General features: G+C 37.4%; 22 protein-coding genes. 2 read left to right on the top strand and 20 right to left on the bottom strand.

The window, feature by feature from the left end; genetic code table 11:
• Nucleotides 1-10: 10 nt before the first annotated feature.
• Nucleotides 11-898: a Cj0814-related protein gene (locus F3G75_RS02655; RefSeq protein WP_149716448.1), complete on the top strand. Its 888-nt coding sequence runs from the start codon at nucleotides 11-13 to the stop codon at nucleotides 896-898.
• A gap of 140 nt (nucleotides 899-1038) precedes the next feature.
• On the opposite strand, the gene F3G75_RS02650 is transcribed toward F3G75_RS02655, so the two are convergent.
• The 6 genes from F3G75_RS02650 to F3G75_RS02625 all read right to left on the bottom strand — a co-directional run bounded on the left by F3G75_RS02650 (nucleotide 1039) and on the right by F3G75_RS02625 (nucleotide 9313).
• Nucleotides 1039-3777, bottom strand: coding sequence for a M16 family metallopeptidase (locus F3G75_RS02650; protein ID WP_149716447.1), 2739 nt, complete (start codon nucleotides 3775-3777; stop codon nucleotides 1039-1041).
• 74 nt (nucleotides 3778-3851) lie between these two features.
• On the bottom strand, nucleotides 3852-4568 hold the full coding sequence (locus F3G75_RS02645; protein ID WP_149716446.1) for a transporter substrate-binding domain-containing protein: 717 nt from the start codon (nucleotides 4566-4568) through the stop codon (nucleotides 3852-3854).
• Between the two features lie 194 nt (nucleotides 4569-4762).
• Complete coding sequence (locus F3G75_RS09630; protein ID WP_149716445.1) at nucleotides 4763-6715, bottom strand: methyl-accepting chemotaxis protein; 1953 nt, start codon at nucleotides 6713-6715, stop codon at nucleotides 4763-4765.
• Nucleotides 6716-7096: 381 nt separating this feature from the next.
• Nucleotides 7097-7870, bottom strand: coding sequence for a basic amino acid ABC transporter substrate-binding protein (locus tag F3G75_RS02635; protein WP_149716444.1), 774 nt, complete (start codon nucleotides 7868-7870; stop codon nucleotides 7097-7099).
• An 11-nt stretch (nucleotides 7871-7881) separates the two neighbouring features.
• Nucleotides 7882-8610 (bottom strand): amino acid ABC transporter ATP-binding protein, encoded by a 729-nt coding sequence (locus tag F3G75_RS02630; RefSeq protein WP_149716443.1) that lies wholly within the window; start codon nucleotides 8608-8610, stop codon nucleotides 7882-7884.
• Nucleotides 8603-9313: an amino acid ABC transporter permease gene (locus tag F3G75_RS02625; RefSeq protein WP_087583958.1), complete on the bottom strand. Its 711-nt coding sequence runs from the start codon at nucleotides 9311-9313 to the stop codon at nucleotides 8603-8605. Before F3G75_RS02625 ends, F3G75_RS02630 begins: the two co-directional genes overlap by 8 nt.
• A gap of 150 nt (nucleotides 9314-9463) precedes the next feature.
• Between F3G75_RS02625 and putP the strand changes: the two genes are divergently transcribed.
• Nucleotides 9464-10951 (top strand): sodium/proline symporter PutP, encoded by a 1488-nt coding sequence (gene putP, locus F3G75_RS02620; RefSeq protein WP_149716442.1) that lies wholly within the window; start codon nucleotides 9464-9466, stop codon nucleotides 10949-10951.
• A 58-nt stretch (nucleotides 10952-11009) separates the two neighbouring features.
• Here the strand turns inward: putP and mnmC are convergent, their stop codons facing one another.
• The 14 genes from mnmC to F3G75_RS02550 form a co-directional block, all read right to left on the bottom strand.
• On the bottom strand, nucleotides 11010-12878 hold the full coding sequence (gene mnmC / locus F3G75_RS02615; RefSeq protein ID WP_149716441.1) for a bifunctional tRNA (5-methylaminomethyl-2-thiouridine)(34)-methyltransferase MnmC2/FAD-dependent 5-carboxymethylaminomethyl-2-thiouridine(34) oxidoreductase MnmC1: 1869 nt from the start codon (nucleotides 12876-12878) through the stop codon (nucleotides 11010-11012).
• Entirely contained in the window at nucleotides 12875-14317 is a 1443-nt protein-coding gene (locus F3G75_RS02610; protein WP_149716440.1) for an N-acetylmuramoyl-L-alanine amidase family protein, read from the bottom strand. The genes mnmC and F3G75_RS02610 overlap by 4 nt, the downstream gene beginning before the upstream one ends.
• Nucleotides 14314-15405: a nitronate monooxygenase gene (locus tag F3G75_RS02605; protein WP_087583961.1), complete on the bottom strand. Its 1092-nt coding sequence runs from the start codon at nucleotides 15403-15405 to the stop codon at nucleotides 14314-14316. The genes F3G75_RS02610 and F3G75_RS02605 overlap by 4 nt, the downstream gene beginning before the upstream one ends.
• Nucleotides 15406-16611, bottom strand: coding sequence for a tyrosine--tRNA ligase (gene tyrS / locus F3G75_RS02600; RefSeq protein ID WP_149716439.1), 1206 nt, complete (start codon nucleotides 16609-16611; stop codon nucleotides 15406-15408). It lies immediately after the preceding gene.
• Nucleotides 16612-16621: 10 nt separating this feature from the next.
• Complete coding sequence (locus F3G75_RS02595; RefSeq protein ID WP_084041542.1) at nucleotides 16622-18811, bottom strand: RelA/SpoT family protein; 2190 nt, start codon at nucleotides 18809-18811, stop codon at nucleotides 16622-16624.
• Nucleotides 18798-19013: a DNA-directed RNA polymerase subunit omega gene (locus tag F3G75_RS02590; RefSeq protein WP_021091717.1), complete on the bottom strand. Its 216-nt coding sequence runs from the start codon at nucleotides 19011-19013 to the stop codon at nucleotides 18798-18800. The genes F3G75_RS02595 and F3G75_RS02590 overlap by 14 nt, the downstream gene beginning before the upstream one ends.
• Before the next feature lie 18 nt (nucleotides 19014-19031).
• The gene (gene pyrH / locus F3G75_RS02585; RefSeq protein WP_054196984.1) at nucleotides 19032-19748 is read right to left on the bottom strand and encodes a UMP kinase; all 717 of its coding nucleotides are present in this window, start codon (nucleotides 19746-19748) and stop codon (nucleotides 19032-19034) included.
• 73 nt (nucleotides 19749-19821) lie between these two features.
• A complete protein-coding gene (locus F3G75_RS02580) occupies nucleotides 19822-21039 on the bottom strand; it encodes a murein hydrolase activator EnvC family protein (RefSeq protein WP_149716438.1) in 1218 nt (405 codons plus the stop codon).
• Complete coding sequence (locus F3G75_RS02575) at nucleotides 21036-21851, bottom strand: FtsX-like permease family protein (protein ID WP_149716437.1); 816 nt, start codon at nucleotides 21849-21851, stop codon at nucleotides 21036-21038. Before F3G75_RS02575 ends, F3G75_RS02580 begins: the two co-directional genes overlap by 4 nt.
• Nucleotides 21838-22509 (bottom strand): cell division ATP-binding protein FtsE, encoded by a 672-nt coding sequence (locus tag F3G75_RS02570; RefSeq protein WP_021091805.1) that lies wholly within the window; start codon nucleotides 22507-22509, stop codon nucleotides 21838-21840. The genes F3G75_RS02575 and F3G75_RS02570 overlap by 14 nt, the downstream gene beginning before the upstream one ends.
• On the bottom strand, nucleotides 22493-23680 hold the full coding sequence (gene trmB / locus F3G75_RS02565) for a tRNA (guanosine(46)-N7)-methyltransferase TrmB (RefSeq protein ID WP_149716436.1): 1188 nt from the start codon (nucleotides 23678-23680) through the stop codon (nucleotides 22493-22495). The genes F3G75_RS02570 and trmB overlap by 17 nt, the downstream gene beginning before the upstream one ends.
• The gene (locus F3G75_RS02560) at nucleotides 23680-24105 is read right to left on the bottom strand and encodes a fibronectin type III domain-containing protein (RefSeq protein ID WP_223154427.1); all 426 of its coding nucleotides are present in this window, start codon (nucleotides 24103-24105) and stop codon (nucleotides 23680-23682) included. The genes trmB and F3G75_RS02560 overlap by 1 nt, the downstream gene beginning before the upstream one ends.
• Nucleotides 24106-24211: 106 nt before the next feature.
• Nucleotides 24212-24886: a fibronectin type III domain-containing protein gene (locus F3G75_RS02555; RefSeq protein ID WP_188115377.1), complete on the bottom strand. Its 675-nt coding sequence runs from the start codon at nucleotides 24884-24886 to the stop codon at nucleotides 24212-24214.
• On the bottom strand, nucleotides 24819-25790 hold the full coding sequence (locus F3G75_RS02550; protein WP_149716435.1) for an RluA family pseudouridine synthase: 972 nt from the start codon (nucleotides 25788-25790) through the stop codon (nucleotides 24819-24821). Before F3G75_RS02550 ends, F3G75_RS02555 begins: the two co-directional genes overlap by 68 nt.
• Between the last annotated feature and the right edge of the window lie 33 nt (nucleotides 25791-25823).

The following is a 25823-nucleotide window of genomic DNA, read 5'->3' as shown; positions in this document are numbered from 1 at the left end:
AGGATTTGACATGATAAACGCACTAAATGGATTTAACCAAAGCTTTAGCTATCAAGACGCTTTTAGTAAGCGCCAAGCCACAAACACGAATTTAAACAAAGTAGAAATTCCCACTGAAACTGCGGACATCAAGCATCTACCGCTCTCTGGCTACTCATCAAATGATAAAATTTCTATCTGGGGCAAGATAAATGGCCTTGATAGCGGGGTGAGCAAAGATGAAATCTCTAGCCTTAAAAATTTCGTTGATAGCACGAAGCTTTGGCGAGCAAGCTCTATCCTAACTAGCGAGAAAAACGGATTTAGCGTAGATGAGTTCATCAAAAATCACAAAATGAGCATAAACAATAAAATAATCAATAATGCTTTTGGTGCTCTTTATCTAAGCCGTGAGGCTACAAATTTACTAGACTCTGATCTAAGTATCGATGAGTTTAAAGATAAATGGCTGGAATTTACCGCCGAAAGGATACTTGGCGAGCATGCAAATGTGAAAATTTCTTTTAAAGACGGGGCTTTACATTACGAACAAAGCTCGGATAAAAAACGTATAGAATTCTTGGGTCAGCCTATGTTGCACCGTGTGAGCTACGCTGATAAAAATAGCAAAGATGAGTTTTTAAAATTTCTAAAAACAAGTTTTGAGAAAGGCGAGAGCATCGCTGATGTGCTGCAAAATATCGCTCTTACGCCAGTTAGAGAAAATGGCGACGAAGAGATGGAAGAAGAGAAATTTAAGCCTATGCAAGTTACCAAAAAGAGCGTGACCTACACCGATAAAGATATAAAACGTGAGTTTTTTGAGGAATTTATCAGGCGCGAGGTCGAAAATGGAGCAAGCTTTGATGAACTAGTGCAAAAGCTAAATAAGCTAAAGCCAAAAGACATTCTCGCTTAGTTTTGGCTTTAGGCTGAAATTTTAGGGGCTGGCTTGGCTCCAAAATTTCTAATTAGGCTTAAATTTATGAAGCCAGCTTGGCTCACTAAATTTCTACTCAGGTTAAATTTAAAAAGCCGGCCAGCTTTGCCCTTAATTTTCTACTTTGGATTATTTATACTTATCACCATATTTTTCTCATCAAGATAGAGTTTAGCAGCCTCTTTGATGTTGTCATTTGTGATGGCTTTTACCGCACTTATGTACTCATCAGCCGTATGAAGTAGCGTGTTAAAAATTTTATTTGAGATGATGAGCTTTTGCCAGAACTCAGGCTTTTCGTAATCTTTTTTTATAGAAATTTCACTCTGTGCCTTAAAATCCTCTAAATGCTTTGGCAAAATCGCGCCACTACTCTTGATACTAGCTATTATCTGCTTTATCTCGGAGATGATCTTGTCTGTATTTGCAGGATCGCAAGTAAAGCTAATTAGTATATCTGAATGCTCAAAAGGATAGCGTGAGAGCTTGGCATTTAGGCTAAAGCCGTATGTTTGCCCCTTATCTTCTCTGATCTTTTCTCGAAGCGCCGTTTTTAAAATTTCACTTAATGCCCTTAGTCTAATCGCTCCCTCAAAGCTATATTTCGCATCAGAATTTACGATATTTATGCCAACATCGCTTCTTCTTGTGCTTTGATACTCCCTTTTAAAGGTATGCTGCCCCTTGATACTTCGCACGCCATCGTCTTTAAACTCTTCAGCCTCGCCAAGCTTTGGCAAAGTGGCGATATACTTTTTAACAAGCGGCAAAAGCCTCTCTTCGTCGGTGTCGCCGATGATTACAAAAGTATATGAGGCTGCGTTTGTAAATTTATCTTTGATGATCTCTTTTAGCTCATTTAGTTTTAGCGCATCAATCTGAGCCATCTCAAGCGGCGTGACACGTTTATTGTTTTCGTAAAAAAACTTGCTAAATTCGGTACTAAATTTATATTCAGGTAAATTTTGCTCTTTGCTTAGCTCATCCTTTGCTCTTTGTTTTATCCTCTCAAGCACGTTTGCATCGGCTTTTGGAGCGTTAAATTCTAAATTTATAACAGCTAGCAGCGAGCTAAGATCGCTGGTGCTTGATGAGCCATAAATGCCTTGCGTAAGCGCTTCTATGCCCTTTTCATAGCTTACGATCTTTCCATTTAGTGCCTTTGAGAGCTCATAGTTATTAAATTTACCAACGCCACTTTCATTTGTGAGTGCCACTGCAAAGCTACCGAGCTTTGGATCAGCCAAATTTGATGTGCCTCCTTTGCTGACGGCTGCAAACAAAACGCTATCTTTTTTGGTAGCTAGTGGCTTAAAGATAACTTGCGAGCCATTTTGCATTTTATAGGTATAAATTCCATTTTTTTCATCAAAGCTTCTTGAGCTTATCTCTTTTGGCTCTAAATTTTCATTGCCTAGACTCTTATCGTTGTTGCTAGCAGATAGGTTTGTGTTATAAGCAGGCGCCTTGGCAAAAAGCTTTAAAAACTCATCTTTGCTAAGCTTAAAACCATCTTTGCTAAAAATTCTTACACGCTCGTCAGAAATGGCCAAAATTTGCCTAAATCTATCATTCACGTCAGCTAGCGTAATCTCGTTTAATAGCTTTAAACTAAGCTCTTTGTCGTCTTCGTCGCTTAACACAAAGCCACCATTTTCTATCATATTTAAAATTTGTCCTGCGTAAGCGCTTGACTTTTTAGTCTTTGAGCGTTTAAATTTTGCATCCACATTTGCCACAAACGCCTTTTTCACATCTTCGAAATCATCTTTATTAAAGCCAAACTCTTTAATGCCTTTTATAACGCCAAGCATATCTTTAAGGCTTGCGTTAAAATCGCCTCCAAGTACATTTGTTTCAAAACTATAAATTTTCTGCTTTGCTTGAAGTGTTTGAGCTATAAAATCAGTGCTTAAATTTGATGAATTATTTGCATTTTTTTGCTCATAAAGCATATTTATCAGGCTTGCGATAAGTGCATCTTCTAGATTCCTCTTTGCATCAGCTTCATTTACAACCGGGCCAAATTTATCAAAATAGCTAAGTCTAACTAGCTCCATTCCAGTTTCATTCGAGTCATAGTTAAAAATATTTAAACCACTTTTAAAGCTAATATTTTTTTCTGGATGAATGTAAAAATTTGTATTTTTTGCTTGGCTAAAGCTTTTTTCGATTAAGCTTTTTATCTCATTTTTATCAAAGTCGCCAACAGCAACAAAGCTCATAAACCTTGGCTGATAAAGCCTCTCGTAAAATTCTTGCATATGCTTAGCATCTACGCTTTTGATGACGTTCATGTCGCCTATTGGCACTCTTTTTAGATAGATGCTACCCTCAAAAATATCCTTTGTTTGAGCCAAATAAAGCCTATATCCTGGCGTATTTCTCTGACGCTCTTCTTCCATTATGACGCCATGCTCCTTATCAAGTTCCTTAGGATCGATTTTAACGCCATCTATCCAATTTGAAAAGACCTTGAACGTATCTTGTAAATTTTTCTCATTTACATTAATCGTTAAGACATAACTCGTCTGATCGTAGCTCGTCTGCGCGTTTAGATCAGCTCCAAATTTCACACCAAGGCTCTCAAGCTGCTTAATGAGCTCATTTTTGCTAAAGTCGCGGCTGCCATTAAATGCCATGTGCTCCAAAAAGTGAGCAAGACCTTGCTCGCCATCTTTTTCATCAGTTGAACCAGAATTTATAACAAGATAAAAAATAGCTGTTTTTTGTGGAAATTTATTCTCTTTGATATAGTATTTTAGCCCGTTTTTTAGCTCTCCATTTAACATATCTTTATCGTTTTGAAGCGCAAAAAGACCCATTACTAGGCAAAAAAGCAACAAAATTTTTCTCATTATTTTCCTTTTAAATTTTAATCGATAGACAAAGCAGAATTTAGCATAAGCCCGCAAATTTGCAGGCTAGAAGATTATTTTAGATCGTATTTTTTAAGTAAAGCTTCGTAGCTTCCGTCTTTTTTCATATCATCTAAAATTTGATTTATTTTCTCTATTAACGCGCTCTCTTTTCCTTTATCAAAAGCTATTGAAAAGCCCTCGCTGCCATCAACTTCTTTAAAAAATTCCTCAATCTCAGGATTCTTTTTAATAAATCCATATCCAATAGAGCTATCAAGAATGACTGCGTCAAATTTGCCAACTTTTAATCCCATGATGAGTGGCACAGTATCTTCTGAAGGCACTATTTTTACACCATTTATAGCATTTGCTGCTAGCTCTTGGACGGTGCCTTGTTGCACGCCAACTCTTTTGCCAGCTAGTTCTTCTTTAGCTTTTAATGCGTCATTGCCTTTTTTCTTTAGATAAAGATTTTCAGTTAGATAGTATGGCTTTGTAAAATCAATCGATTTTAATCTATCTGAAGTCGCACTCATCGCACTTATAATGCCATTTATTTTGCCGGCTTTAAGTGCTGGGATAAGGCCATCAAAACTCATATTTATGATCTTGTATGAAAAGCCTGCACGCTTTGAAATTTCATCGATCAGCTCGATATCAAAGCCTGTTATTTTGTTATTTTCATCGATATATTCAAATGGCGGATAGTTCGCCGCTGTGCCAAATTTTAGCTCGTTTGCACAAAGAGCAACAAAAGCTGTGAGTAAAAGAGCAAAGATCTTTTTCATAATAGTGTCCTTTAAGGTGATTTAGTGGCTTAATTATCAGTATTTCTCTATTAAAAATTGTTTAAATCCGTAATAAAAGAAAAATGCTATAAATAATCGTATAGCAAAGTAGCATATAAATTTTTATAGATAAGTTCTATCCCTTAATTATCTTAAGGGATAGAATAGTAGGAGCTCTAAGAGTAAGTCAAAGATTAAAATTTATTTTTTCTAACTTCGTTTACTATCGCCTTAGCCATGTCGTCAACATCAGATGTTACTTCATTTGCTTTATTGACAATTACTACATTCTCTTTTGTAAGTGTGTCTATTTGAGCAACTGATTGATTTATCATGTTGATTCCTTCACTTTGCTCTTTTATAGATTCACTCATTTCATTGATTGATTGAGCTAGTACATTTGTATTTGCTTCGATCTCTGTTAGAGATTTTTGAGTTCTCTCTGCTAGTTTTCTAACCTCATCTGCAACAACCGCAAAGCCTCTACCATGCTCTCCTGCACGTGCTGCCTCGATCGCGGCATTAAGAGCTAGTAAATTTGTTTGATCAGCTATATCTCTAATAATAGTTATGATGTTTTTGATCTCATCACTTTGTCTAATAACATCAGATGTTTTTTGAGATATTGCATTCATTGAGCTTGACATTTGCTCTACTGCGGCAGCAGACTCTTGAAGTGAGTTTGCTTGTACATTTGCGCCTTGAGTTAGTTCTTTCATTGACTGACTTAAAGCCTCAGCTTTTTCTTCTAGCACATGAGCTTGATCTAAATTTGCCCTTAACATTTTGGCTATCTCTTCACCAAGAGCATTTATACCAACCGCCATTTTGCCATCATCTTCAAGCCTTTTAGTAAAGTCTTGTTTTTTAAAGCTTTCTAGTAGATTTAACACATCATCGCCATTTTCCGCAATAGCATGTTTAAGTGCGATTTGTAAGTCTTTGAAAGTTTGTTTTAGCTGGCTAAGTGCAGGGTTTGAAGTATCTGCATTAAGCTGAGCTACGTAGTTACCTTTGCCGATTTGATTTACAAAAGTATTTGCTTCTTTAATGAAATTATTTTGTTCAGATAAATTTGCCTCGATTTGTTTGATATTCTCATTTATCAGCGCACTCATCTGTCCGATCTCGTCGCTACCACTACGATCTAAAAATTCAGCTTTATTAGTTTTGTTATTTAAAAAGTCAAAAAACTTAACTAAGCCATTTTTAGTCTGATCTATGCCAGAGATCAAATTTTTACCTATCAATGTAGATACTAGTAACATAAGCAAAATACAAATAGCAATCACTATTGAGCTAAAAATAAGTTGGGTATTTGCTTCACTTTTTATGTGTTGTGCATCTTTTTGCATACTATCAAGTAGTTTAAGCTCAAGCTCTCTCATCGCATCTATTGAAATGCTTATCTTTGAAAACCAACTCGCTGCGTCATAAGATGCATCTTCAGTAGTAACTACATTTTTAATAATATTTATAGCATCTATAAAATCAGCCTTTTTTCTAGCGATAGCATCAAATTCGTCACTAAATTCTTTTGGGTTGTAATCGTCAAAATCCTGCATAAATTTATTTATAACGCTATTTAGTGCAACTACTTTGTTATAGTCCTCTTTGTTTATACTTTTTTTAGTAAAAACTCCATTTAAAGTAGCACGCAAAATACCAAAAGACTCTTTTATCTCACCAACAATAATTATACGCTTTAGATCATCTACCAAGCTAGGCTCGAGCTTATCGCTATATCCATTTATAGCAATAACCTCTTTTCTTAAAATTTTTGTTATACGGCTAATTAGATCATTGCCACTTTTTTGATCTACATTTGAGCGGATACTATTTATCTCTGAAACTATTTCATTTTTCTCTTCAAGCTTATCAAGCGCAGCATCTACTTTTTTACGCTGCTCTAATAAATTTTTATTATCCCCTCCTGCTAGCACACCTGAGCTAAATCCACGTTCTTTTTGCATCTCATGGATAAAATTATTTTGATTTATGATTGTATCCACGATTTTCTCACTAAACTCTGCTTTTGAGCGAGTCTTTAAGATACCATTTAGCATGTATGCACTCATGATACCAAGGCCAATAAGACTGACGATAACTATCGCCATAATCTTAGATTTAATACCTAGATTATTCATTTTCTCTCCTTTTAGTTTTTCTTAAATATCTGCTTCAAAAAATAAAGCCATACGACTTTAATACTTAAAATTTATCAACCAAAAAATGCTTTTGGTTATTTTTATAAAAAATATTGATTAACGCATTTATGTAAAATTTTAATTTATATTTAGCTCTATTAAATAGTAGGAATTTTTTAACAAAATTGTGATACATGCAAATAGAAAATAGTACATTTAAAATAAATGCCGTTCTCATCCTGAGAAGCTTCATTTTTTCTCCTTGAAAATAATTAAGTCATTTTATTAATTTTACTTTTAAAAGATGTTAAATTTTAAAAATTAGAAAAAAGTGAGTTTTTGCAGAGAATTCCTGCTTCTCTGCAAATTTTGTATTTAGATTTATTTCTTTAATCCATATTTATCTAGCATTTTGTCAAATTCGCCAGATTTTTGCAGCTCATCGATCGCTGCGTCTATCTTCTTGATAAGCTCAGTGTGTTTGCCTTTATCAAACGCCATTGCAAATCCTTCCGTGCCATCAGGAAGTCTTAAAAATTCTTCTAAATCTGGATTTTGTTTTAAATATTCAACCCCTATCGGACTATCAGTTAGTACAACGTCGATTTTGCCAGCGTTTAGTGACATGATAGCAGCTGCTACATTTTCAGCAGGTATCAACTTAGTGGTTATGCTTTTGGCTGCTTCTTCTTGAAGTGTTCCAACTTGAGCTGAAATTTTCTTATCCTTAAGGTTGTCTTTATTTACATCTGAGCCTTTTTTGCGGATAAATAAATTCTCTGAAAAATAATATGGCTTAGTGAAATCAACCGATTTTCTTCTCTCATCAGTTGCGCTCATTCCGCTTATAGCAATATCGATTTTACCGGTTTTTAATGCTGATATCAGCCCATCAAAGCTCATATTTGCAACATCAAATTTTATTCCAGTTTTTTTGGTGATCTCATTTAATAAATCTATCTCAAAGCCAACAATTTTATTGTTTTCATCAAGATATTCAAAAGGTGGATAATCAGCACTCGAGCCAACTTTATAAACTACATTTTTACTAGCTTCTTCGGCATTATTTACTGCATTTTTTTTGTTAGCATCATCGCCACAACCTAGTAAAAATAAAACCAAGCTTGCCATCAAAAATTTTAAAATTTTACTCATTTTCTACTCCTTTAATGATTTAAAATTTTGCCTAAAAACTCTTTTAAGCGCTCATGTTGCGGATTTGTAAAGACATTTTTCGGTGTATCATCAACTGCGATTTTGCCTTTATCCATAAAGAAAATTCTATTTGCCACATTTCTTGCAAAGCCCATTTCATGGGTCACAACAAGCATCGTTATACCCCTTGCGGCAACGTCTTTCATAATATCAAGCACTTCTCCGATCATCTCAGGATCAAGCGCACTTGTCGGTTCATCAAAAAGTATCACTTCTGGCTCCATCGCTAGGCTTCTAGCGATCGCGATACGTTGCTTTTGTCCGCCTGAAAGCTTGTGCGGATAGGCAAATTTCTTATCACTTAGCCCAACACTTTTTAGCAGCTCATCGGCTCTTTTTTCTACACTTGCTTTATCTAAAATTCCCGCTTTTATCGGGGCTAAAGTTAAATTTTGCAAGACATTTTTATTTGCAAAAAGATTAAAGTGCTGAAAAACCATGCTCACTTTTTGGCGAATTTTATTTATGTCTGATTTTTTATCTAAAATATCTTCGCCATTTATCTTTATGTGTCCACTATCTGGCTCCTCAAGGCGGTTTATGCAGCGTAAAAATGTACTTTTTCCACCACCACTTGGACCAATTATCGCTATAACTTCACCTTTTTTTATATCTACGCTAATATCATTTAAAACTCGCAAATCGCCATAACTTTTGTTTAAATTTTTAATCTCAATCATGGCGGTTTAATCTCCTCTCAAGTAGTTTTGTCAAAAGTGTAAAAAATTTAACACTCACATAATAGACAATACCTGTAAAAATAACTGGCTCTGGGCTATAAAAGACCGCTTGCAAGCTCTTACTTTGCATCGTGATATCAACGACGCTTATATAGCCCACGACTGATGTCTCTTTAAATAGCGATATAAACTCATTTGCAAGAGCTGGCAAGATATTTTTTGTAGCTTGTGGAAAAACTATCTCGCGCATCGAAACATAGTAGTTTAGGCCCATCGCACGAGCCGCTTCCATTTGTCCTTTATCCACGCTGTTTATGCCACTTCGCACGATCTCGGCCACATAAGCAGAGCTATTTAGTCCAAGTGCGATGAGAGCTACATAAAAATTATCACTCCATGTTGCAAAAATGACAACTGAAAATATTAAAAGTTGAAGTATTACAGGTGTTCCACGTAAGATATCGATATATTCATCGATTATAAAATTTAAGACTTTAATATTTAAAAATTTAATAAACGCCAAGGTAAATCCAAGTGTTATGCCTATGGCAATACCGCCTATAGTAAGCCCTAAAGTCACTCCATAACTTTTGATATAAGCGATCTCTTGAGCCTCACTAAGATTTCTTGGATAGAAAAAATATGCTCCAAGTGAGACAATTATTATAAAAAATAGAAATTTAGCTAAATTTTGAGCCTTCAACTTTGTCCTTCTCTTTAAAATATGGCTTTAAATAATACGAAAAAATTTATATCATTTTGCTTAAAAGCGTTTAAGGATCGGCACTGAATGTTGTAATTTTAAAAAATTTATATTAACATAAGCCATTTATCTTAATTTGAAAGGAAATTTATGAGCTTTGGGTCTTATTTAGCCATAGCCATCTATTTTGGCTTTTTGCTTTTTATCGGACGATATTTCTACGATAAAAATGCAAGTATGAACGAGTATCTGCTAGATAACCGTCGAATGGGTCCAGTAGTTACTGCACTTAGTGCTGGTGCTTCTGATATGAGTGGTTGGATGCTACTTGGCGTGCCCGGAGCATTATACGCAACTGGCATAGCAAATGTGTGGATGATAATCGGTCTTATCATTGGAGCTTACTGCAACTATTTATTTTTAGCAAAAAGGCTTAGAGTCTATACTGAGGTTGCGAGCGATAGCATCACGATACCAGACTTTTTAGAAAACCGCTTTAAAGATAGAACGAAAATTTTAAGGATCGTATCTGGCCTTATCATTTTGATATTTTTCACGCTTTACGTGAGTAGCGGTATCATCGCTGGTGGCAAGACATTTGAGAGCTTTTTTGGTATAGGCTTTAGATATGGCGCAATATTTACGCTTTGTATTGTGGTCTTTTATACGTTTTTTGGCGGATTTAAGGCAGTTAGCATAACTGACGCATTTCAGGGTCTTTTGATGTTTTGTGTTCTAGTCTCGATCCCAGTCGTGGCATATCTAAATTTAGATCTGCCAAGCGATACAAATTTAATAAAAGAGATAAGCAGGCTTGACACAAATCACCTAAATCCATTTAGAGACCAGACTTTCTGGGGAATTTTAGGTCTTCTAGCTTGGGGGTTTGGCTACTTTGGTCAGCCACATATAATTGTTAGATTTATGGCGATACGCGATTCAAAAGAGCTTGCAAAGGCTAGAAGGATCGGTATTGGCTGGATGACGATTGGCTTGCTAGGTGCTATTATGAGCGGACTTATCGGCTTTGTCTACTTTAGCCAAAGAGGTGGGCTTGGCGATCCTGAGACAGTATTTTTAAAGCTTGGTGAGCTGCTTTTCCCACCATTTTTTATAGGTATCATCATCTCAGCCGTGCTTTCAGCGATCATGAGCACCATCTCAAGCCAGCTTTTAGTCACATCTAGCTCAGTCACAAAAGACTTCATATTTGCATTTTATAAAAAAGAGGTGAGTCAAAGCACGCAAACAGCGATCAGCCGCTATGCTGTCGTAGTAGTGGCCATAGTTGCTACTGTACTTGCCTTTATCTCGACAGATAATGTTCTAAATGTCGTTGGCAACGCTTGGGCTGGATTTGGTGCTAGCTTTGGGCCAGTGCTACTTTTTAGCCTTTACTGGAAGCGCATGAGTGCACTTGGAGCATTAGCTGGTATGATAGCTGGAGGCGCGACCGTAATATTTTGGATCACGTCAGGGCTAAACGTTTATGTTTATGAAATTTTGCCTGGCATCATAGCGTCTTGCATAGCGATCATTAGCGTAAGTATCTGGGGAGATGCGATAAATAAAATGACGAGCGAACCTCACGAGCAAGTCATAAAAGATGAATTTGAAAAGATGAAAACAAGGCTTTAAGCCTAAACTTACAAGAAATTCCTAGTATCTTGTGCTAGGAATTTCTGCTAATTTTCTCTTAAAATTTTAATCCCTTTTTTAGTTTTCTTATCAAAAACCTAGCTGGATGAAGCTCGTGAAATAGCGATCTTTCTATGCAAAGTGGGCGAGCAAGCACAAGATCCATTATCAAATTTGCTCCAAGTATCGCTGTGCCAAGACCTCGTGAGCCATGAGCAAAATTTACAAAGACATTTTTTTCGTAGCTTGCCTTTGGGTTGTTATCTTTATTTTTGCTCCAAAATAGCCCTTTGTAGTTTTGCTTGTAAAATTCTTCATCATGCAAGGCGCCAATTATCGGAAACCTATCTCCGCTATAGCTCCTATATCCCACACGTGAACCGATAATGGTGGCTTTTGTGGTATCAAAAAACTCGCTTACATCGCTTAAATTTTTAGTATTATCCTCAACTTTAGGCGTATCACAAATTTCATTTCTAGCATAAGTTGCGCCGATAACTTGCACACCTTTTATGGTTGGACAGATGTAGCCTTTTGCGCTTAGCGGCATGGCATTTTTTAGCACTGGTTTTAGGTGCGTGACTTGGCCTCGGACACTGCTTATTTGCATGTCGTAGCCCTTAAAAATTTCACTACTCTTACTGCCAGTGCAAAAGACCAAAATATCGGTCTCTAAATTTTTACCATTTTTAAATTTAACACTTATCTTACCGTTTTGTAGATGTGCTCTGCTCTCATACTCGTGATTTAACAAAATTTCAAAGTTGCTTGAGAGAAATTTACAAATTTCTCTTGGTCTAGCGTATGCACCATCTTTTATAAATATGCCAGGATATGGCTTTAGGCTCTCATCAAATTTAAAAATATCGCTAGCAGCTTTATCCTGCCACGAACCATATCTTTTAATGAGTTCATCATCAAATGCGTAGTCGACGCAGCCACTAAATTTAATAAGGCTTTTTGGCAAAGTTGCCTTGTAAAATCTCACTGCTTGCAAAAATGCGTTTAAGTGCATACGGCCTAAATTTACCCCGGGCTTGGTAATTAACGGCATTAAAGCGCCACAGTGATTGCCTGAGCCATTTGTAGCCACTTCACCCTTTGCTTCGGCGATCACCACTTTAAAGCCATTTTTGGCTAGCTCACCAGCTGTTGCAAGTCCAGCCACGCCAGCTCCTATGATAAGTGCTGTTTTGCCTTTTGGCTTAGCAACTGGTTCGCATCTTGCAAACCAAGCATCTTTTAAATTTTCATCTTTTTTCTCTAGTACGGCGCTACTCATCTGGCGTTTTCTAGCATAGCCCTCTTTTAGGCTTAGCAAAAAGCCAGCGCTCTTTAGCCCGTCTTTTACTATTTTTGCACACGAGTAGGTTCTAGCAATCGTGCCAACCTTGCTTAGTCTTGCGATCTCTCTAAAAATTTCTTCGCTCCAGATCGAGCCATTTTTACTTGGGGCAAAGCCGTCTAGAAACCAAATATCAGCGCTAAAATCAAGCTCAGGTAAAATTTCTTTAGCCTCGCCGTAGCAAAGATCAAGTGTAATATTTGGAGCAAAATTTATACGGTGTATGCCTTCAATAAGAGGCGGATAAAGCGAGACCAGCTTTTTAGCATAAGCTTTAAAAATGCCTAAATTTTCATAAATTTTTAAAATATCTTCTTTTTTAATAGGGGTTTTTTCGATGCTAACAAAGTGAAGTTTTTTAGAGCTATTTTTAAATTTCTTACAAAGTGTAAAGAAATTTAGCCCAGTACCAAATCCTGTCTCAGCGACTATGAAGCTATCTTTACTCTGCCAAATTTCATCAAGTACACTTGCAAAGACAAATTCACTCTCAAGCCAAGGTTTATCGGTATTAAAATAGATGTCACCAAACTCCTCGTTAAATGGAATTTGTCCCTTGAAGCTTAAATTTGCATTTTTCATCTATTTTTTGCAAAATATCCATCAATGCCATTTGCGATGCCGTTTGCAAGGGCATTTTGATAGGCATCATTAAATAGCTTTTCGCCCTCGACTGGATGCGTGATATAGCCGATCTCAACAAGAACTGCTGGCATAAGAGCGCCTACGAGTACCCAAAACGGCGCCTCTCTCACACTGCCATCACTTGCAGCATAGACATTTCTAGCACTTGCTAAAATTTCTTTTTGGATATCAATGCCAAGCTTGTTTGAGGCAATGATCTTCTCGCGGTTTAGCACGTTTAGAAACGTCTGCTGCGAAAAGTAGTTCATCTCTTCGATATCTGATTTGTTCTCAAGCGCGGCTACGTTTTTACTACGTTCGCTTCTTGCAGGCGATAAGAAAAATGTCTCGATGCCGTGCATACTTTTTGCCTTTGTAGCATTTGGAGCGGCATTTGCGTGAATAGAAACAAATAGATCAGCCATCTTATCATTTGCAAATTTTGTTCTTGTTCTTAAATTTATAAAGACATCGGTTGACCTGGTAAAAAAGACCTTGTAACCACGTGCTTTTAGTATGTCGCCAAGTTTTTTAGCTACGCCTAGAACCGCGGTTTTTTCCTGAAGCTTACCATTTACTGCACCTGGATCAGTGCCGCCATGACCTGGATCGATGACGATCGTTTTGTTGCGTGAAAATTTACTAGCCGCAATTGGTGGCAAAGGTGCTGCCACTGGCTCGCTTTTAGCTGATTGTGGTTTTAAATTTGGCTCAGGCTCTTTGTGTGGCACTTCTTCATTTTTATTTTTAGTTTTATGAAGTGGTGCTTTTACATTTTCGTTTGAGATAAAATTTTGTGTACTTATTATGAGTAGATCACCTGTTGCATTTGCTTTTATAGTCTTTTGGATCTTATCAGAAAAAATAACTCTAACGGTATTTTTATCATACTGCGAGATATGAATATAATCAGATATAAAATTTTTATAAGTTAGCGCATTTCCATTTAATCTACCATCAATGTCCATAATGTTTTTATATGTATTTTGCTGCTTTAAAAAGGATGTTTTTAATTTTGCAGTATCAATTTTTGTATTAAACTTAAGCACTAAAGTATCATTTACCTTGGTTGCACTAAGCAGCGTCAAAGCAGTAGTACTAGGCGTGTCTACACTCTTTACGCCATTTAGTGCATTTAGATCTTTTATATACCCACTTGAATCAAAACCAAGCGATTTTGAGCTGGTTATAAGTCTTGTGAGTGCTTGTTTTTTTATATTTTTGTCATTTTTAATGATCGCGTCGACATAGATGTCTTTTATATCGTTGTGAAATTTAATCTTTGCACTTCTGCTTGAGCTGGCAAAATTTTTATCAAATTTTGCAAATATCTCCGAATTTGTTGCAGCAAAAAGAAAATTACAAACAATAAAAAAGAGAATTATCGCTCGTTTCATTCACCATGTACCAGCTTGTGCATTAGCTCTTTTACGCTTATTAGCTCTTTTAGTTTATATCCGTTTGCTCCCGTGAAAAATAACCCAGTCTCTTTTTTACCACTAAATGAGTCAAACAGCCTATCAGCGATGCAATATCCAACTTCTTTAGCCCCTTTGCCCCTTTGACAAGGACTCACACAGTTACTTATACACTGGATCTTTGGGCCCATCTTTTTTTCTACCAAATTTATCAAATTTGTTCTAATTCCACGAGCTGGATAGCCAACTGGACTTTTTATAAGCTCTATGTCCTTTTCCTCAGCTGCTAGTATCACTTCTTTAAAGCCAATATCTGCATCGCACTCATGAGTGCCGATGAAGCGTGTACCCATCTGAACGCCGTCTGCACCTAGCGATATCGCCTTTTCTATGTCATTTTTATCCCAAATTCCACCGGCTGCTATGAGCGGAAAATCGCCCCACTCTTTTATCTCGGCCTTTACTTGTGGGATTAGATTAAATAGCGAAAACTCAGGGTCAAGACACTGCTCGTATGTAAAGCCCTGGTGTCCACCGCTTAGTGGCCCCTCAAGCACGACAGCATCTGGTAAGCGGTCATATCTTTGTAGCCAGCGCTTGCAGATGATCTTTAGTGCTTTTGCGCTTGAGATAATAGGAACTAGCGCGACTTCTTTAAAATTTTGTGTAAATTCTGGCAAATTCGTAGGTAGTCCAGCACCTGATACGATGATATTTATACCGGCTTCACAAGCATCTTTTACCACTCTTGCGTAGTCATTTGCAGCGTACATTATATTTACGCCAAGTGGCAAATCTCCACAAATTTTTCGTGCATTCTCAATAATTGCTCTAAGACCTCTTGTTGAGTAGAAATTTTCACTTCCAAATGGCTTTGCATTTAGCTCTTTGTTTATAAATTTACGATTTTCATAATATCCTGTGCCAACTGAGCTGATTATCCCAAGACCGCCTTCTAGGCTGACGTTGCCAGCTAGTTTGTCCCAGCTGATGCCAAGTCCCATACCACCTTGAAATATCGGATACTTTATCTCATATTTTCCTATTTTTAATGGCTTTAACTCCATCTATTCAACCTTTACTTTTGCAAATTTACGCTTTCCGACTTGCAAGATATATTCACCTGCCTCTAATTTTAACTGCTCATCACTAATCTTTTCTTGATTAATGCTAACCGCATTTGCCTTTATGTCACGTCTTGCTTGAGAATTTGACTCACTTAGCTCACACTGCGATAGAGCTTCCACGATCCAAACTGGTGCTTTTAGGCTAAATTCTTTTATATCAGTTGGGAGCTGATTTTGAGAGTGCACACTATTAAACTCAGCCATTGCAGCTTTTGCAGCCTCTTCGCCGTGATATCTCGCTGTTATCTCGTACGCAAGGTCTTCTTTTGCTTTTTTTGGATGATACTTACCGTTTTTAACATCGTTCATTAAATTTTCTATCTCGCCAAGGCTTTTTGTACTTAAAAGCTCGTACCAACGCCACATTAGCTCATCGCTTATACTAAGCGTTTTTGCAAACATATCATTTGCATTTTCAGTTACGCCGATGTAGTTTCCAAGACTTTTGCTCATCTTATTTACACCATCAAGCCCCTCAAGAAGCGGCATCATAATGACAGCTTGCTCTTTGCCGACGTTATAAATTCTCTGCAAAGTTCTGCCCATTAGAAGGTTAAATTTTTGATCCGTACCGCCCATCTCGATATCGCACTTCATAGCCACGCTATCATAACCTTGAAGAAGTGGATACATAAATTCACAAATTGAAATTGGACTACCAGCTTTTATCCTTTTTTCAAAATCATCGCGCTCTAGCATTCTAGCGACTGAAAATGTGCTAGTTAGCTCTATCATTCCAGCAGCTCCAAGCTCATTTGACCATTTTGAGTTAAACATTATCACGGTCTTTTTTGGATCTAAAATTTTAAAAACTTGCTCTTCGTAGGTTTTAGCATTTTTTAAAACCGTCTCTTGATCTAGCTTTTTTCTAGTGGCTGATTTGCCAGTTGGATCGCCTATTTGAGCAGTGAAGTCGCCTATTAAAAACTGTACGATTGCACCATGCTTTTGAAGCAGTGCCATCTTGCTTAAAACGACTGTGTGTCCTAAGTGAAGGTCTGGAGCAGTTGGATCAAAGCCAGCCTTTACATAGAAATTTTCACCTTTTTCATAATAGTTTTTTATTAAATTCTCAACTCTTTCAAAGTCAATAATCTCGGCAACACCGCGTTTTATCTCTTGTAAAATTTCAGCTATATCTTGCATTATCTTTCTCCTAGTTATGGTATGGATCGCTTTGCGAAACGAAATCTATAATCTTATATCTATCTTTGATCTTCTCTCTTAGCTCGTTTGCATCGATGTTTTCAGCTATCTCAACACTTATCTCAAATGTATCACCGCTAAGGTCATTTGCTTCATTTAGCGAGATTGTAGCCAAATTTACATCTAGTCTAGCAAGATATGTTAAAAATTCAGCCAACGCGCCTTTTCGGTTCTCAAGATTTAATAAAATTTTATATCTATGTGGGGCATTTCTAGTCCATTTGACAAAGATGATCTCATTGCCCTTATCCATAAGCTTTCCAGCACGCTCACAAAGCTTGTGATGTACTGTCACATTGTGCCCATTTTTAAAGCCAACTATGCTATCGCCTCTTTTTGGGTTACAACAATAGTCAAACTCGACATTTGAAATTTTATGATTTGAATAGATTACGATATTTTCAAATTTTTGCTTTTTAACCTGATATTTATCGCCCAAAGAGATCATAAAAGGACGCTCTTTTTTTATATACTTTTTAAGCATATTTACGACCTCTTGCAAAAAATCGCTTTCAGTTGCAGCACGAAAAACTTTTTTGCCTAAATTTTCATGCTCTATCCAGTCTAAAATTCTATCTTTTGAAACGCCAAAAACCGACTTTAAAATGTCAACTGCGATTTTATAATTTATATCTTTTATCTTTTGCTTGCAGTATGTCCTTATCGTAGCTCTTGCTTTACCAGTTCGAACGCTATTTATCCATGAACAGCGAAATTTTGCCTCTTCGCCAGTTACAATCCTTACAATATCGCCGTTTTTTAGCTCTGTTAAAAGTGGCATCCTGACGCGATTTATATAAGCTTCTTTTGCGTAAAGTCCGATCTCTGTGTGAATCTCATAAGCATAATCAAGTGCAGTAGCCCCGCGTGGAAGCGTAAAAACCTCACCTTTTGGCGAATAGACCGCAATATCTTCTATGTAAAGACTATCTTTTGCATATTCATAAAGCTCTTCGACATTACTTTCAGCTTCATTGTTTTGCATACCAATGTCGTTTAGCCAGTCAAGTTTTGGATTAAGTAAACTGCCCTCGCCGTTTTTATATTTCCAGTGAGCTGCGACACCGTATTCGGCGGTTTTGTGCATATCGTAAGTACGAACTTGTGCCTCAAAAATACTCTTATTATCAAAAATAGTTGTATGTATCGTTTGATAGCCATTTTGCTTTGGAAGTGCAATATAATCCTTAAATCTCGAAATAAGAGGATTAAAATTTATATGCAAATTTCCAAGCGCAAGATAGCAATCAAGCGGTTTTTGCACAAGAATTCTAATAGCAAGCAAATCAAGCACCTCTTCAATCGAAATACCTTTTCTTTGCATTTTTAAATAGATTGAGTAGTAATGCTTTATGCGTTTTTGTATCTCAAAAGTACCCTCAATAAAGCCGTTTTCAAGCAAAATTTGATTTACTTTCTCGTAAAAAGCATTTAGCTTAAGGCTAAGCTGCTGCTTATTTTTATTTAAAAAGCTATCGATCTTGGCGTATTCTTCTGGCATCGCATATTTAAAGCTTAGATCTTCAAGTATATTTTTAATCGATGAAATTCCAAGTCTATGAGCGATCGGAGCGTAGACCATAAGTGTCTCTTCAGCAATGCGTTTTTGTTTTTCTACTTTTAATGCATCAAGGGTTAGCATATTATGAAGTCTGTCACAAAGCTTAACCACAAGAACTCTAACATCCTCAATGGAGATTAAAAGCATTTTTCTAAAAGTTAGCGCCGAGCTTGCTAGTTTTTCGTTACTACTTGAGCTTGCAAGCTTGTTTTCTCTTATAGCAACTATCTTTGTAAGCCCCTCAACCAGCTTTGCCACTTCATCGCCAAATTCAGCCTGAACTTCGCTAAGTGTAACTTCAGTATCTTCAACTACATCGTGAAGTAGTGCAGCTATGACCATACTCTCATCTCCACCCATATTTGCTACTATTGATGCTACCAATATTGGATGGATTGCGTATGGCTCGCCACTTTTACGATATTGACCAGCATGAGATGTGACACAGCTATCTATAGCTTTGTCTAATTTCTCGCTTCGTTCGCAAAGAGAAAAGAGCAGCGTTATAGCTTCTGACACATTTTTACAAGGTAAAATTTGTTCTATTAGCTGCTCTAAAAAAAGACTATTTTCCTTCAACTATTGCCTCTAAGCCTATTTTGCCCTCAGCTACTTCAAGTAGCGCAATGTCAGCAAATTTCATCTTTGAAGTATCGGCTTCTACAAGCACTACTGCTCCATTTGCTAGTGCTTCTGCACGCTTTGCTACAATAAGTGAAAGTTTATATCTATCATCACCAACTTGCTTTAACGCTCTTGCTGTTATTTGTTCTGTTCTCATATTTATCCTTTTTAAAATTTATTTTACTACTGAGTATAGGGCTGCTTCTTCTTCATTTATTATTTTTAATAAATTTCCAGCCTTAAACATATTACAAACCAAAATAGGCAGTGAGTTATCTTTTGCTAAAGCTATGGCAGTATCGTCCATAACCTTGATATCATCGCTCATTGCCTTTTCATAGTTTAGTGACTTTAAAAGTTTTGCATCTTTGAATTTTTTAGGATCTTTATCATAAACGCCATCAACCTTTGTAGCTTTTATGATCATATCTGAACCGATTTCAATAGCTCTTAACGTGGCTGCTGTATCAGTTGTAAAGAATGGATTACCAGTACCTGCAGCAAATATAACGACTCTACCTTTTTCTAAATGGCGCTGTGCACGTCCCACGATAAAAGTCTCACAGATCGCTTCCATTTTGATTGCACTTTGCACTCTTACCTCTAGTCCACTTCGTTCTAAAGCTTCACGCATCGCGATTGAGTTGATAACAGTTGCTAGCATTCCCATGTGATCGCCACTCGTTCGTTTAATGATACCATCTTTTGCGGCACTCACACCGCGTATGATATTGCCACCACCTATCACGATGCCAACCTCGATACCATTTTCGACAAGCTCTTTTATCTCATTTGCTATAAATTTAAGCACCGCCGTATCTATGCCAAAACCATTTTCTCCCGCTAAAGCTTCGCCTGAAAATTTAACCAATACGCGTTTTCTTTTACTCATTGTATTGCTCCTTGAAATTCACGCATTCTAGCCAAAAAGGCTTTAAATTTAGTTAATAGTACTTGCAAAGTGGCTATTTTGAGATCATTTCAAGTGGGTCGATATGGTAGTTTCTTTGCGTTACTTCAAAGGTTAGATCGTTTCTTACTCTACCTATGACGTAGCCTTTTTGTACGACTGAGCCTACTTTAACTGTCGGTGCGATTTGGCTTAGGTGAGCATAGATCGTGTGTATACCATTTTCATTTTCTATAATGACTACATTTTCAAGCATCGGAGTTGCTTTTGCAAAGACCACTTTACCATTTAGCACGCTTTTGACCTTGGCATCTGGCGTTGTTGAGCGAAGCGTGACTGACTCGTTAAAAATTTTGATGTTATATATTGGATCTACGTAATTTCCAAATTTTTGCTTTACGGTGTAGCTATCAAGAGGAGCGATTGTCTTTGCACCTGAATATTTTTTGACCGAGCTTGTTTGATAGCCTCCGCCCATTGGTTGGCTCTTCTCACCTTTTTTGCCACCCTTACTGGCTACTTTTTCTTGTTTTTCTCTAGCAGCACGTGCGGCTTCATCTTCTTGTTTTTGCATGATAGCAAGCTGCTCTAGCGTCTTTCTTAGCTCATCTTGCTGGGCTTGAAGCTTGGCTAGCTTTTTGCTATAAATTTCTTTATCTCGTTTTAGTCCGTTTATAGTATTTTTCTGCGTACTCTCTAAATTTTGCAAGTCACTTTGCTTGCGTCTATAGTTTTTGATACTTGAGTTTATCTCGCTTATTTTGTTTGACTTATTTTTTATCTTCTCAATCGTATCTTCATAGTTTTGGCTAAGTCTTTTAAAATCCTCTTTTGTGATGGCATTTAGCTTGGTTAAAATTTGAGATGAGATGATGCTCTCCTCGCTTTGCTTGCCCTCAGTTGCAGACATCAAAAGATCAAACGACAAATCTTCTGCGATGATCCTTATCATATTTTGCTCTAGCTCTTTTTGTGTGCGTTCTAGCTCTTTGTTTTGTTTCGTTAAATCATCAAGTTCAATAAGTGCTTTTGAAGCATTTGTCTCAAGGACTGAAATTTGACCCTTTAAATTTGTGATATCGCCACTTATACCACGAAGTTTTTTTTCGCCATTTACGATATCGCCAGCCAAATCATCTAGCTTTTTACTAAGCTGCTCACTCATCGCTTGACTCGATCTTAGCGAGTTTTTGGAGTCTTTGATCTTCTCTTTGGTGTTTGACGCAAAGGCTAAGCTAAAAGCTAGCAAAAGTGTAAAAATTCCTTTTCTCATATCGTACTTTTTCTAGCCTTACTCATCACCAAACTAACAGCAAAAATGCTTAAAAACATAGCCACGCCAAATAAAATAAAAATATCTCTTGAAGGATCAAGACTAGGCAAAACTACATCGATGCTTGCGGCATTTTCTCTAAAAATTTCAATACCAGATAAGAAAAAGAAAAATGCACCGACTGCAACGGTAGCAACTAGGCTATCAACCATGGCTGATTTGTAAAGCATGGCTGATTTTAGCCAAAATGGTGCTCCAAAAAGCGTCATAATCTCGATGCGCTCTCTGTGCTCAAATAGCCAAATTTTAGCCTGCTTTAGCATAAGCATAAGCCCTATTACGCAAAGTATCGCCATAAAAGCATACGATATACTTTTGGCTAAATTTAGTATTTTAAAGACCTTATCGTGAGTCTTTGAAAATGTTTCAACCTTTGTGATCCCATCAAATTTTAAAAGTTTTTGCTTTAGCTCATCCATGTACTGTGGTGTCGGAAATTCGCTAAGTTTTAGCGAGTAAAATTTAGGTAGTGCATTTTGCAGTATGGATAAATTTTTAGCCGAGATGTCATTTGAGAGGCGGTCGATGATCTTTTGTGGGCTTAGTGGCTCAAGACTAGCTAGATTGCTAACCACCGGCTTTAAAATAGCATCACTAAGCTCTTTACTTGAAACTATGACGATGTTGTAGTCATTTCCCATGAGTCTTTCATAATCTCTCACAACCTTATCAGCAGTGAGGCTAAACTGCACTGAAAACAAAAGCGCAATCAGCGGCAGGATGAATCCAAGATGATTTTTAAGCGATCTCATGCACGCCTCCATTTTCTATGACGAAGTGACGGTATGGGATACGAAGTGTCGATGGGATATGGTGCGTAACAACTACTACGCTCGTGCCTAAAAATTCCCTAGCTGATTTTAAAAGCGACCAGATGACATCGCTTGAGTATTCGTCTAAATTTCCAGTTGGCTCGTCGCATAAGAGCAAATTTGGATTGTGTGCCAGTGCCCTTGCCATGGCAACTCTTTGCTGCTCACCACCACTTAGCTCACGAGGGTATTTATCTGCCTTGTGAAGCATATTTACATGTTTTAAAAGTTTAGCCACTTGCTTTTTACTCACATTTTGATTGATGCCTTTGATGATGAGGGGCAACATAACGTTTCTTTCCACATTCCATTCATTTATCAAGCGATAATTTTGAAATATAATGCCAACTCGCTGCCTAAGCTCACAAAGCCTTTTATCATCGATGTCGTCCATTTGCGTCATGCAGACATTTAGCTCTCCAGCAAGAGGTGAAATTTCTCCATAAAATGACTTTAAAAGCGTGCTTTTTCCACTTCCGCTCTTGCCTGTGATAAAGACAAAATCATTTGCATAAATATCTAAATTGACGCTATTAATTACGATTTCATCGCGTTCATAAGCTAGGCTCAAATTCCTTGCACTAATTATCTCTTGCATCAGCCAAATACTCCTTCAAAAGCTCGTGCGCTGCTAAATTCTCACGAATTAAGATCGGTTTTCTTATAAAATATTCGCTTTTTTCATCGCTTATTTTGATAAAACATTGCTCAGGTTTATTAAATGCTCCAAAAGCAACTTTTAGCAAAATTTCACCCTCGTTTATGGTATAAATTTCTTCAAAATGTAAAAAATAATCTTCTTTTTTGATGATAAAATTTTTAAAATTTTTAATGATATTTTTTACGCTTGTCTTTTCTTTAAAGCTAAAATCCCCAGCCAAAAGGCTCTCGTCGCTTTTGACCTCACAAGTATAAATGACATCATAAATATCCTTATCTTGGCGTCTCCAGCGGTCTTCATACTTGCTAGTTACTTCTAAATTTCTATTTTTAAAAGCTTCGATTTTTGAGTTTGCAGGCTCTAAAAATTTACTCAAACTAAAGTCGCAATACTCCTTGCTATCACTCCTTAGCTCAAATTTACCGCCCACTTTTAATATCCTCTCGCACTCAAGTGCAAACGCCGTTGAGACCACGCGTCTATGCTCGGCTTTATCCCATGGCACTGGAAAATGTAAAAATACCCTATCAACTAAATTTGAGCCAACGAGAGAGAGTAAAAGCCTTGCATCAGTATTTATTAGACGCACGTTTTCTAGGCCATTTGCCTTGGATAACTTTGCTACTTGCTCGATACTTGGCTTATACACTTCTATGCCGATAACTAGGGCTTTTGAATTGTTCTTGGCTTGATAGAGCAAGTGCCTGCCAGAACCAAAGCCGATCTCGATGAAAATCTCTTTAAATTTATCTTTTAGCTCGCAAAATGCTGGCACAAATTCTTCAAGGCTTAAAATTTCACTCACTTTTTTAGTCAAATTTGTCTTTTTTACGGCAAATGCTTGGCTGATTACTTCATTGCAATTTTGCTCCTTAAAAAGCTCCAGTGCCTCTTGTAAAAGACCAATTTTAGCTGGCTTTGTAAGCTTTTCACCTTTTACGACAATGCCATTTTTACCGGGTTTTACGACTAGAAAAAAACTCTCTTCTTCATTTTTTGTGTAGATAAGCCTCTCGTTTCGCCCGTTTGCCTGCCAAAGAAATTTGACTTTGTCATTACCAAATGGAAACGAGAGCTCTTTTAAAGACGAAGCGATGAAATTTGGCATTATTTTATGCTAACTTCTGCTTTTGATGACTTATCAGAGGCGATGCCGTACTCATCGATAGCTACGACGCTGTAAGAATAGCTAGCTCCTTTTTGCACGCTATCATCTCTAAGTCCAGTACCATCTATGCCACTAAAAATTTTCTCACTTGCACCGCTTCTATAAACCGTGTACGAACTAGCTCTATCTACTGCGCTCCAGCTTACATTTACTCCGCTACCATCGTAGCTAGCACTAATATTTGGAGTCTTTGGCGCACCAAGCGTAATACCAACAATTGGCTCTTCTTGTTTTAAGCTCTCAAGGCCGTCTTTATCAACAGCTGTGACTCTGTAATACCTCGTCGCTGCATTTGTATTTATGAGATCCTCATAGGTGTTGCTAGTCGTTTTTGCCAGATATGTGTAAGGCAAAATTTTACTCAATGTCCTATAAACTTTAAAATAAGCAAAATCCTCAGCCGGTGCGTAATCCCAAATTAAAATTATCTTTTTTGGTGCATTTTTTGTTGCCTGAAGGTTTGTTACTGATTTAGGGTAACTCCTTTGTCGTTGCACTTATGTTTTGGCTTGGTTTTGAAACAACGCCTGAAGAAGTTTTAACTAAAATTCTATACTCATAAGACTTACCAGGTTTTACCTCAGTATCGATATATTCGGCATTTAGTCTGCCATTTACCTCTGCGATTTGGCTAAATTTATTAGCTCTGGCATCGCTTCTTTGAATGATATAGCTTGCCACTGTGCTATCAGGATGTGGTCTCCAGATCACTTTCACACGTCCTGGAAGCCCTGTGATAGCTTGCGAAAACGGTACTGAGTCAAGCAGTGGCTTAGTTGTCGCAGTTGCGATCGTGCCCGGTTGAGAGATGGCGTTACTTGAGTAGGTTCTCATTTGGTACGAGTAAGTTGTCTCTGGAGCTAGGTTGCGATCCACGTAGTGCGTTGCAAAGCGGTCTTTTATGTTTGCGACTAATTGCATTTTTGAGTTCGCATCATTTGGATTTGAGCGGTAGAGATAGTATCCAACGACGCTCTCATCGGTCACTGGGTTCCACTCGAAGCCAACTTCTGTCATATCTGAAATAGTTTTTAAACTTGTAATCGTAGGCAGTGACATACTTTGCTGAGTCGGTACGTTAGAGCCGCATCCCGCTAAGAAAGCTGCCAAAAATGGTGTCAATATGCGTAGGGCAAATTTTTTCATCAAAAATCTCCTTGGGAATTTTTTTGTAAATTATTTGGTTAAAGTCATCATACGTTTTTGCGGTAAATTCTACCCTTTTGCCAGTTCTTGGATGGATAAAATAAAGCATATAAGCGTGAAGCATAACCCTGCTTATTTTATCGCCTTGGCTCTTAAATCCGTATAAATCATCGCCTAAAATATGGCGGTTTATGCTAGATAGGTGCACTCTTATCTGATGAGTCCTACCCGTAAAAAGTTTTGCTGCTATCAAATTTACTCCGCCTTCGCTTAGCAAATTTACAAAGGCGCTTTTTGCAAATTTAGCGTCCGCAACGATCGCCTTTTTTAGGCGATTGTTTGGATTTCTGCCAATTGGCTTTTCTATGATAACATCCTCTTTTAGCGGTAGATCGGTGAGTGCTAAATAAATTCGCCCCATACTCTTATCGCTTAGCTGCTCGCTTAGTTTTGCGTGAGCGAAGTTATTTTTAGCAACGACGATAGCGCCGCTAGTACCTTTATCTAGGCGGTGGACGATGCCAGCTCTTACGTCGCCGTTTAAATTTGAAAGCATAAAGCCCTTTTTGTTTAGCCACTCAACAAGTGTCGCCTCTTTGACACTTGGAGCTTGATGAACGACGATTTGCGGGGGCTTGTTTAGCACTATGAGATCGTCGTCCTCGTAGATGATCGGGATGTCAAAATTTACTTCGTACTCATTTTGCACCTCTTTTTTTGGGGCAAAATTTACGCAAATTTCATCGTTTTCGCTCAGTAAAAAGCTTGGTTTTGAGACTGGTTTTAAATTTACGCTTACGAGAGAGTCTTTTATCAAATTTAAAGCTTGATTGCGTGAAATTTGAAGCTCATGTGCTACTGCTACGTCGAGTCTTGAGCCGTTTAAAACATTAAATTTAACCAAAATCAAAGCCTTGTTTGTGATATAATCTAGCCC

Source organism: Campylobacter concisus (assembly GCF_902460705.1).
GTDB lineage: Bacteria > Campylobacterota > Campylobacteria > Campylobacterales > Campylobacteraceae > Campylobacter_A > Campylobacter_A concisus_Z.
This window is presented reverse-complemented; position numbering and strand designations above follow the sequence as displayed.

Bases quoted from the DNA above. Each gene is read 5' to 3' on its own strand.
- F3G75_RS02655 (WP_149716448.1), top strand. From the start codon at position 11: ATGATAAACGCACTAAATGGATTTAACCAAAGCTTTAGCTATCAAGAC.
- F3G75_RS02650 (WP_149716447.1), bottom strand. From the start codon at position 3,777: ATGAGAAAAATTTTGTTGCTTTTTTGCCTAGTAATGGGTCTTTTTGCG.
- F3G75_RS02645 (WP_149716446.1), bottom strand. From the start codon at position 4,568: ATGAAAAAGATCTTTGCTCTTTTACTCACAGCTTTTGTTGCTCTTTGT.
- F3G75_RS09630 (WP_149716445.1), bottom strand. From the start codon at position 6,715: ATGAATAATCTAGGTATTAAATCTAAGATTATGGCGATAGTTATCGTC.
- F3G75_RS02635 (WP_149716444.1), bottom strand. From the start codon at position 7,870: ATGAGTAAAATTTTAAAATTTTTGATGGCAAGCTTGGTTTTATTTTTA.
- F3G75_RS02630 (WP_149716443.1), bottom strand. From the start codon at position 8,610: ATGATTGAGATTAAAAATTTAAACAAAAGTTATGGCGATTTGCGAGTT.
- putP (WP_149716442.1), top strand. From the start codon at position 9,464: ATGAGCTTTGGGTCTTATTTAGCCATAGCCATCTATTTTGGCTTTTTG.
- mnmC (WP_149716441.1), bottom strand. From the start codon at position 12,878: ATGAAAAATGCAAATTTAAGCTTCAAGGGACAAATTCCATTTAACGAG.
- F3G75_RS02610 (WP_149716440.1), bottom strand. From the start codon at position 14,317: ATGAAACGAGCGATAATTCTCTTTTTTATTGTTTGTAATTTTCTTTTT.
- F3G75_RS02605 (WP_087583961.1), bottom strand. From the start codon at position 15,405: ATGGAGTTAAAGCCATTAAAAATAGGAAAATATGAGATAAAGTATCCG.
- tyrS (WP_149716439.1), bottom strand. From the start codon at position 16,611: ATGCAAGATATAGCTGAAATTTTACAAGAGATAAAACGCGGTGTTGCC.
- F3G75_RS02590 (WP_021091717.1), bottom strand. From the start codon at position 19,013: ATGAGAACAGAACAAATAACAGCAAGAGCGTTAAAGCAAGTTGGTGAT.
- pyrH (WP_054196984.1), bottom strand. From the start codon at position 19,748: ATGAGTAAAAGAAAACGCGTATTGGTTAAATTTTCAGGCGAAGCTTTA.
- F3G75_RS02580 (WP_149716438.1), bottom strand. From the start codon at position 21,039: ATGAGAAAAGGAATTTTTACACTTTTGCTAGCTTTTAGCTTAGCCTTT.
- F3G75_RS02575 (WP_149716437.1), bottom strand. From the start codon at position 21,851: ATGAGATCGCTTAAAAATCATCTTGGATTCATCCTGCCGCTGATTGCG.
- F3G75_RS02570 (WP_021091805.1), bottom strand. From the start codon at position 22,509: ATGCAAGAGATAATTAGTGCAAGGAATTTGAGCCTAGCTTATGAACGC.
- trmB (WP_149716436.1), bottom strand. From the start codon at position 23,680: ATGCCAAATTTCATCGCTTCGTCTTTAAAAGAGCTCTCGTTTCCATTT.
- F3G75_RS02555 (WP_188115377.1), bottom strand. From the start codon at position 24,886: ATGAAAAAATTTGCCCTACGCATATTGACACCATTTTTGGCAGCTTTC.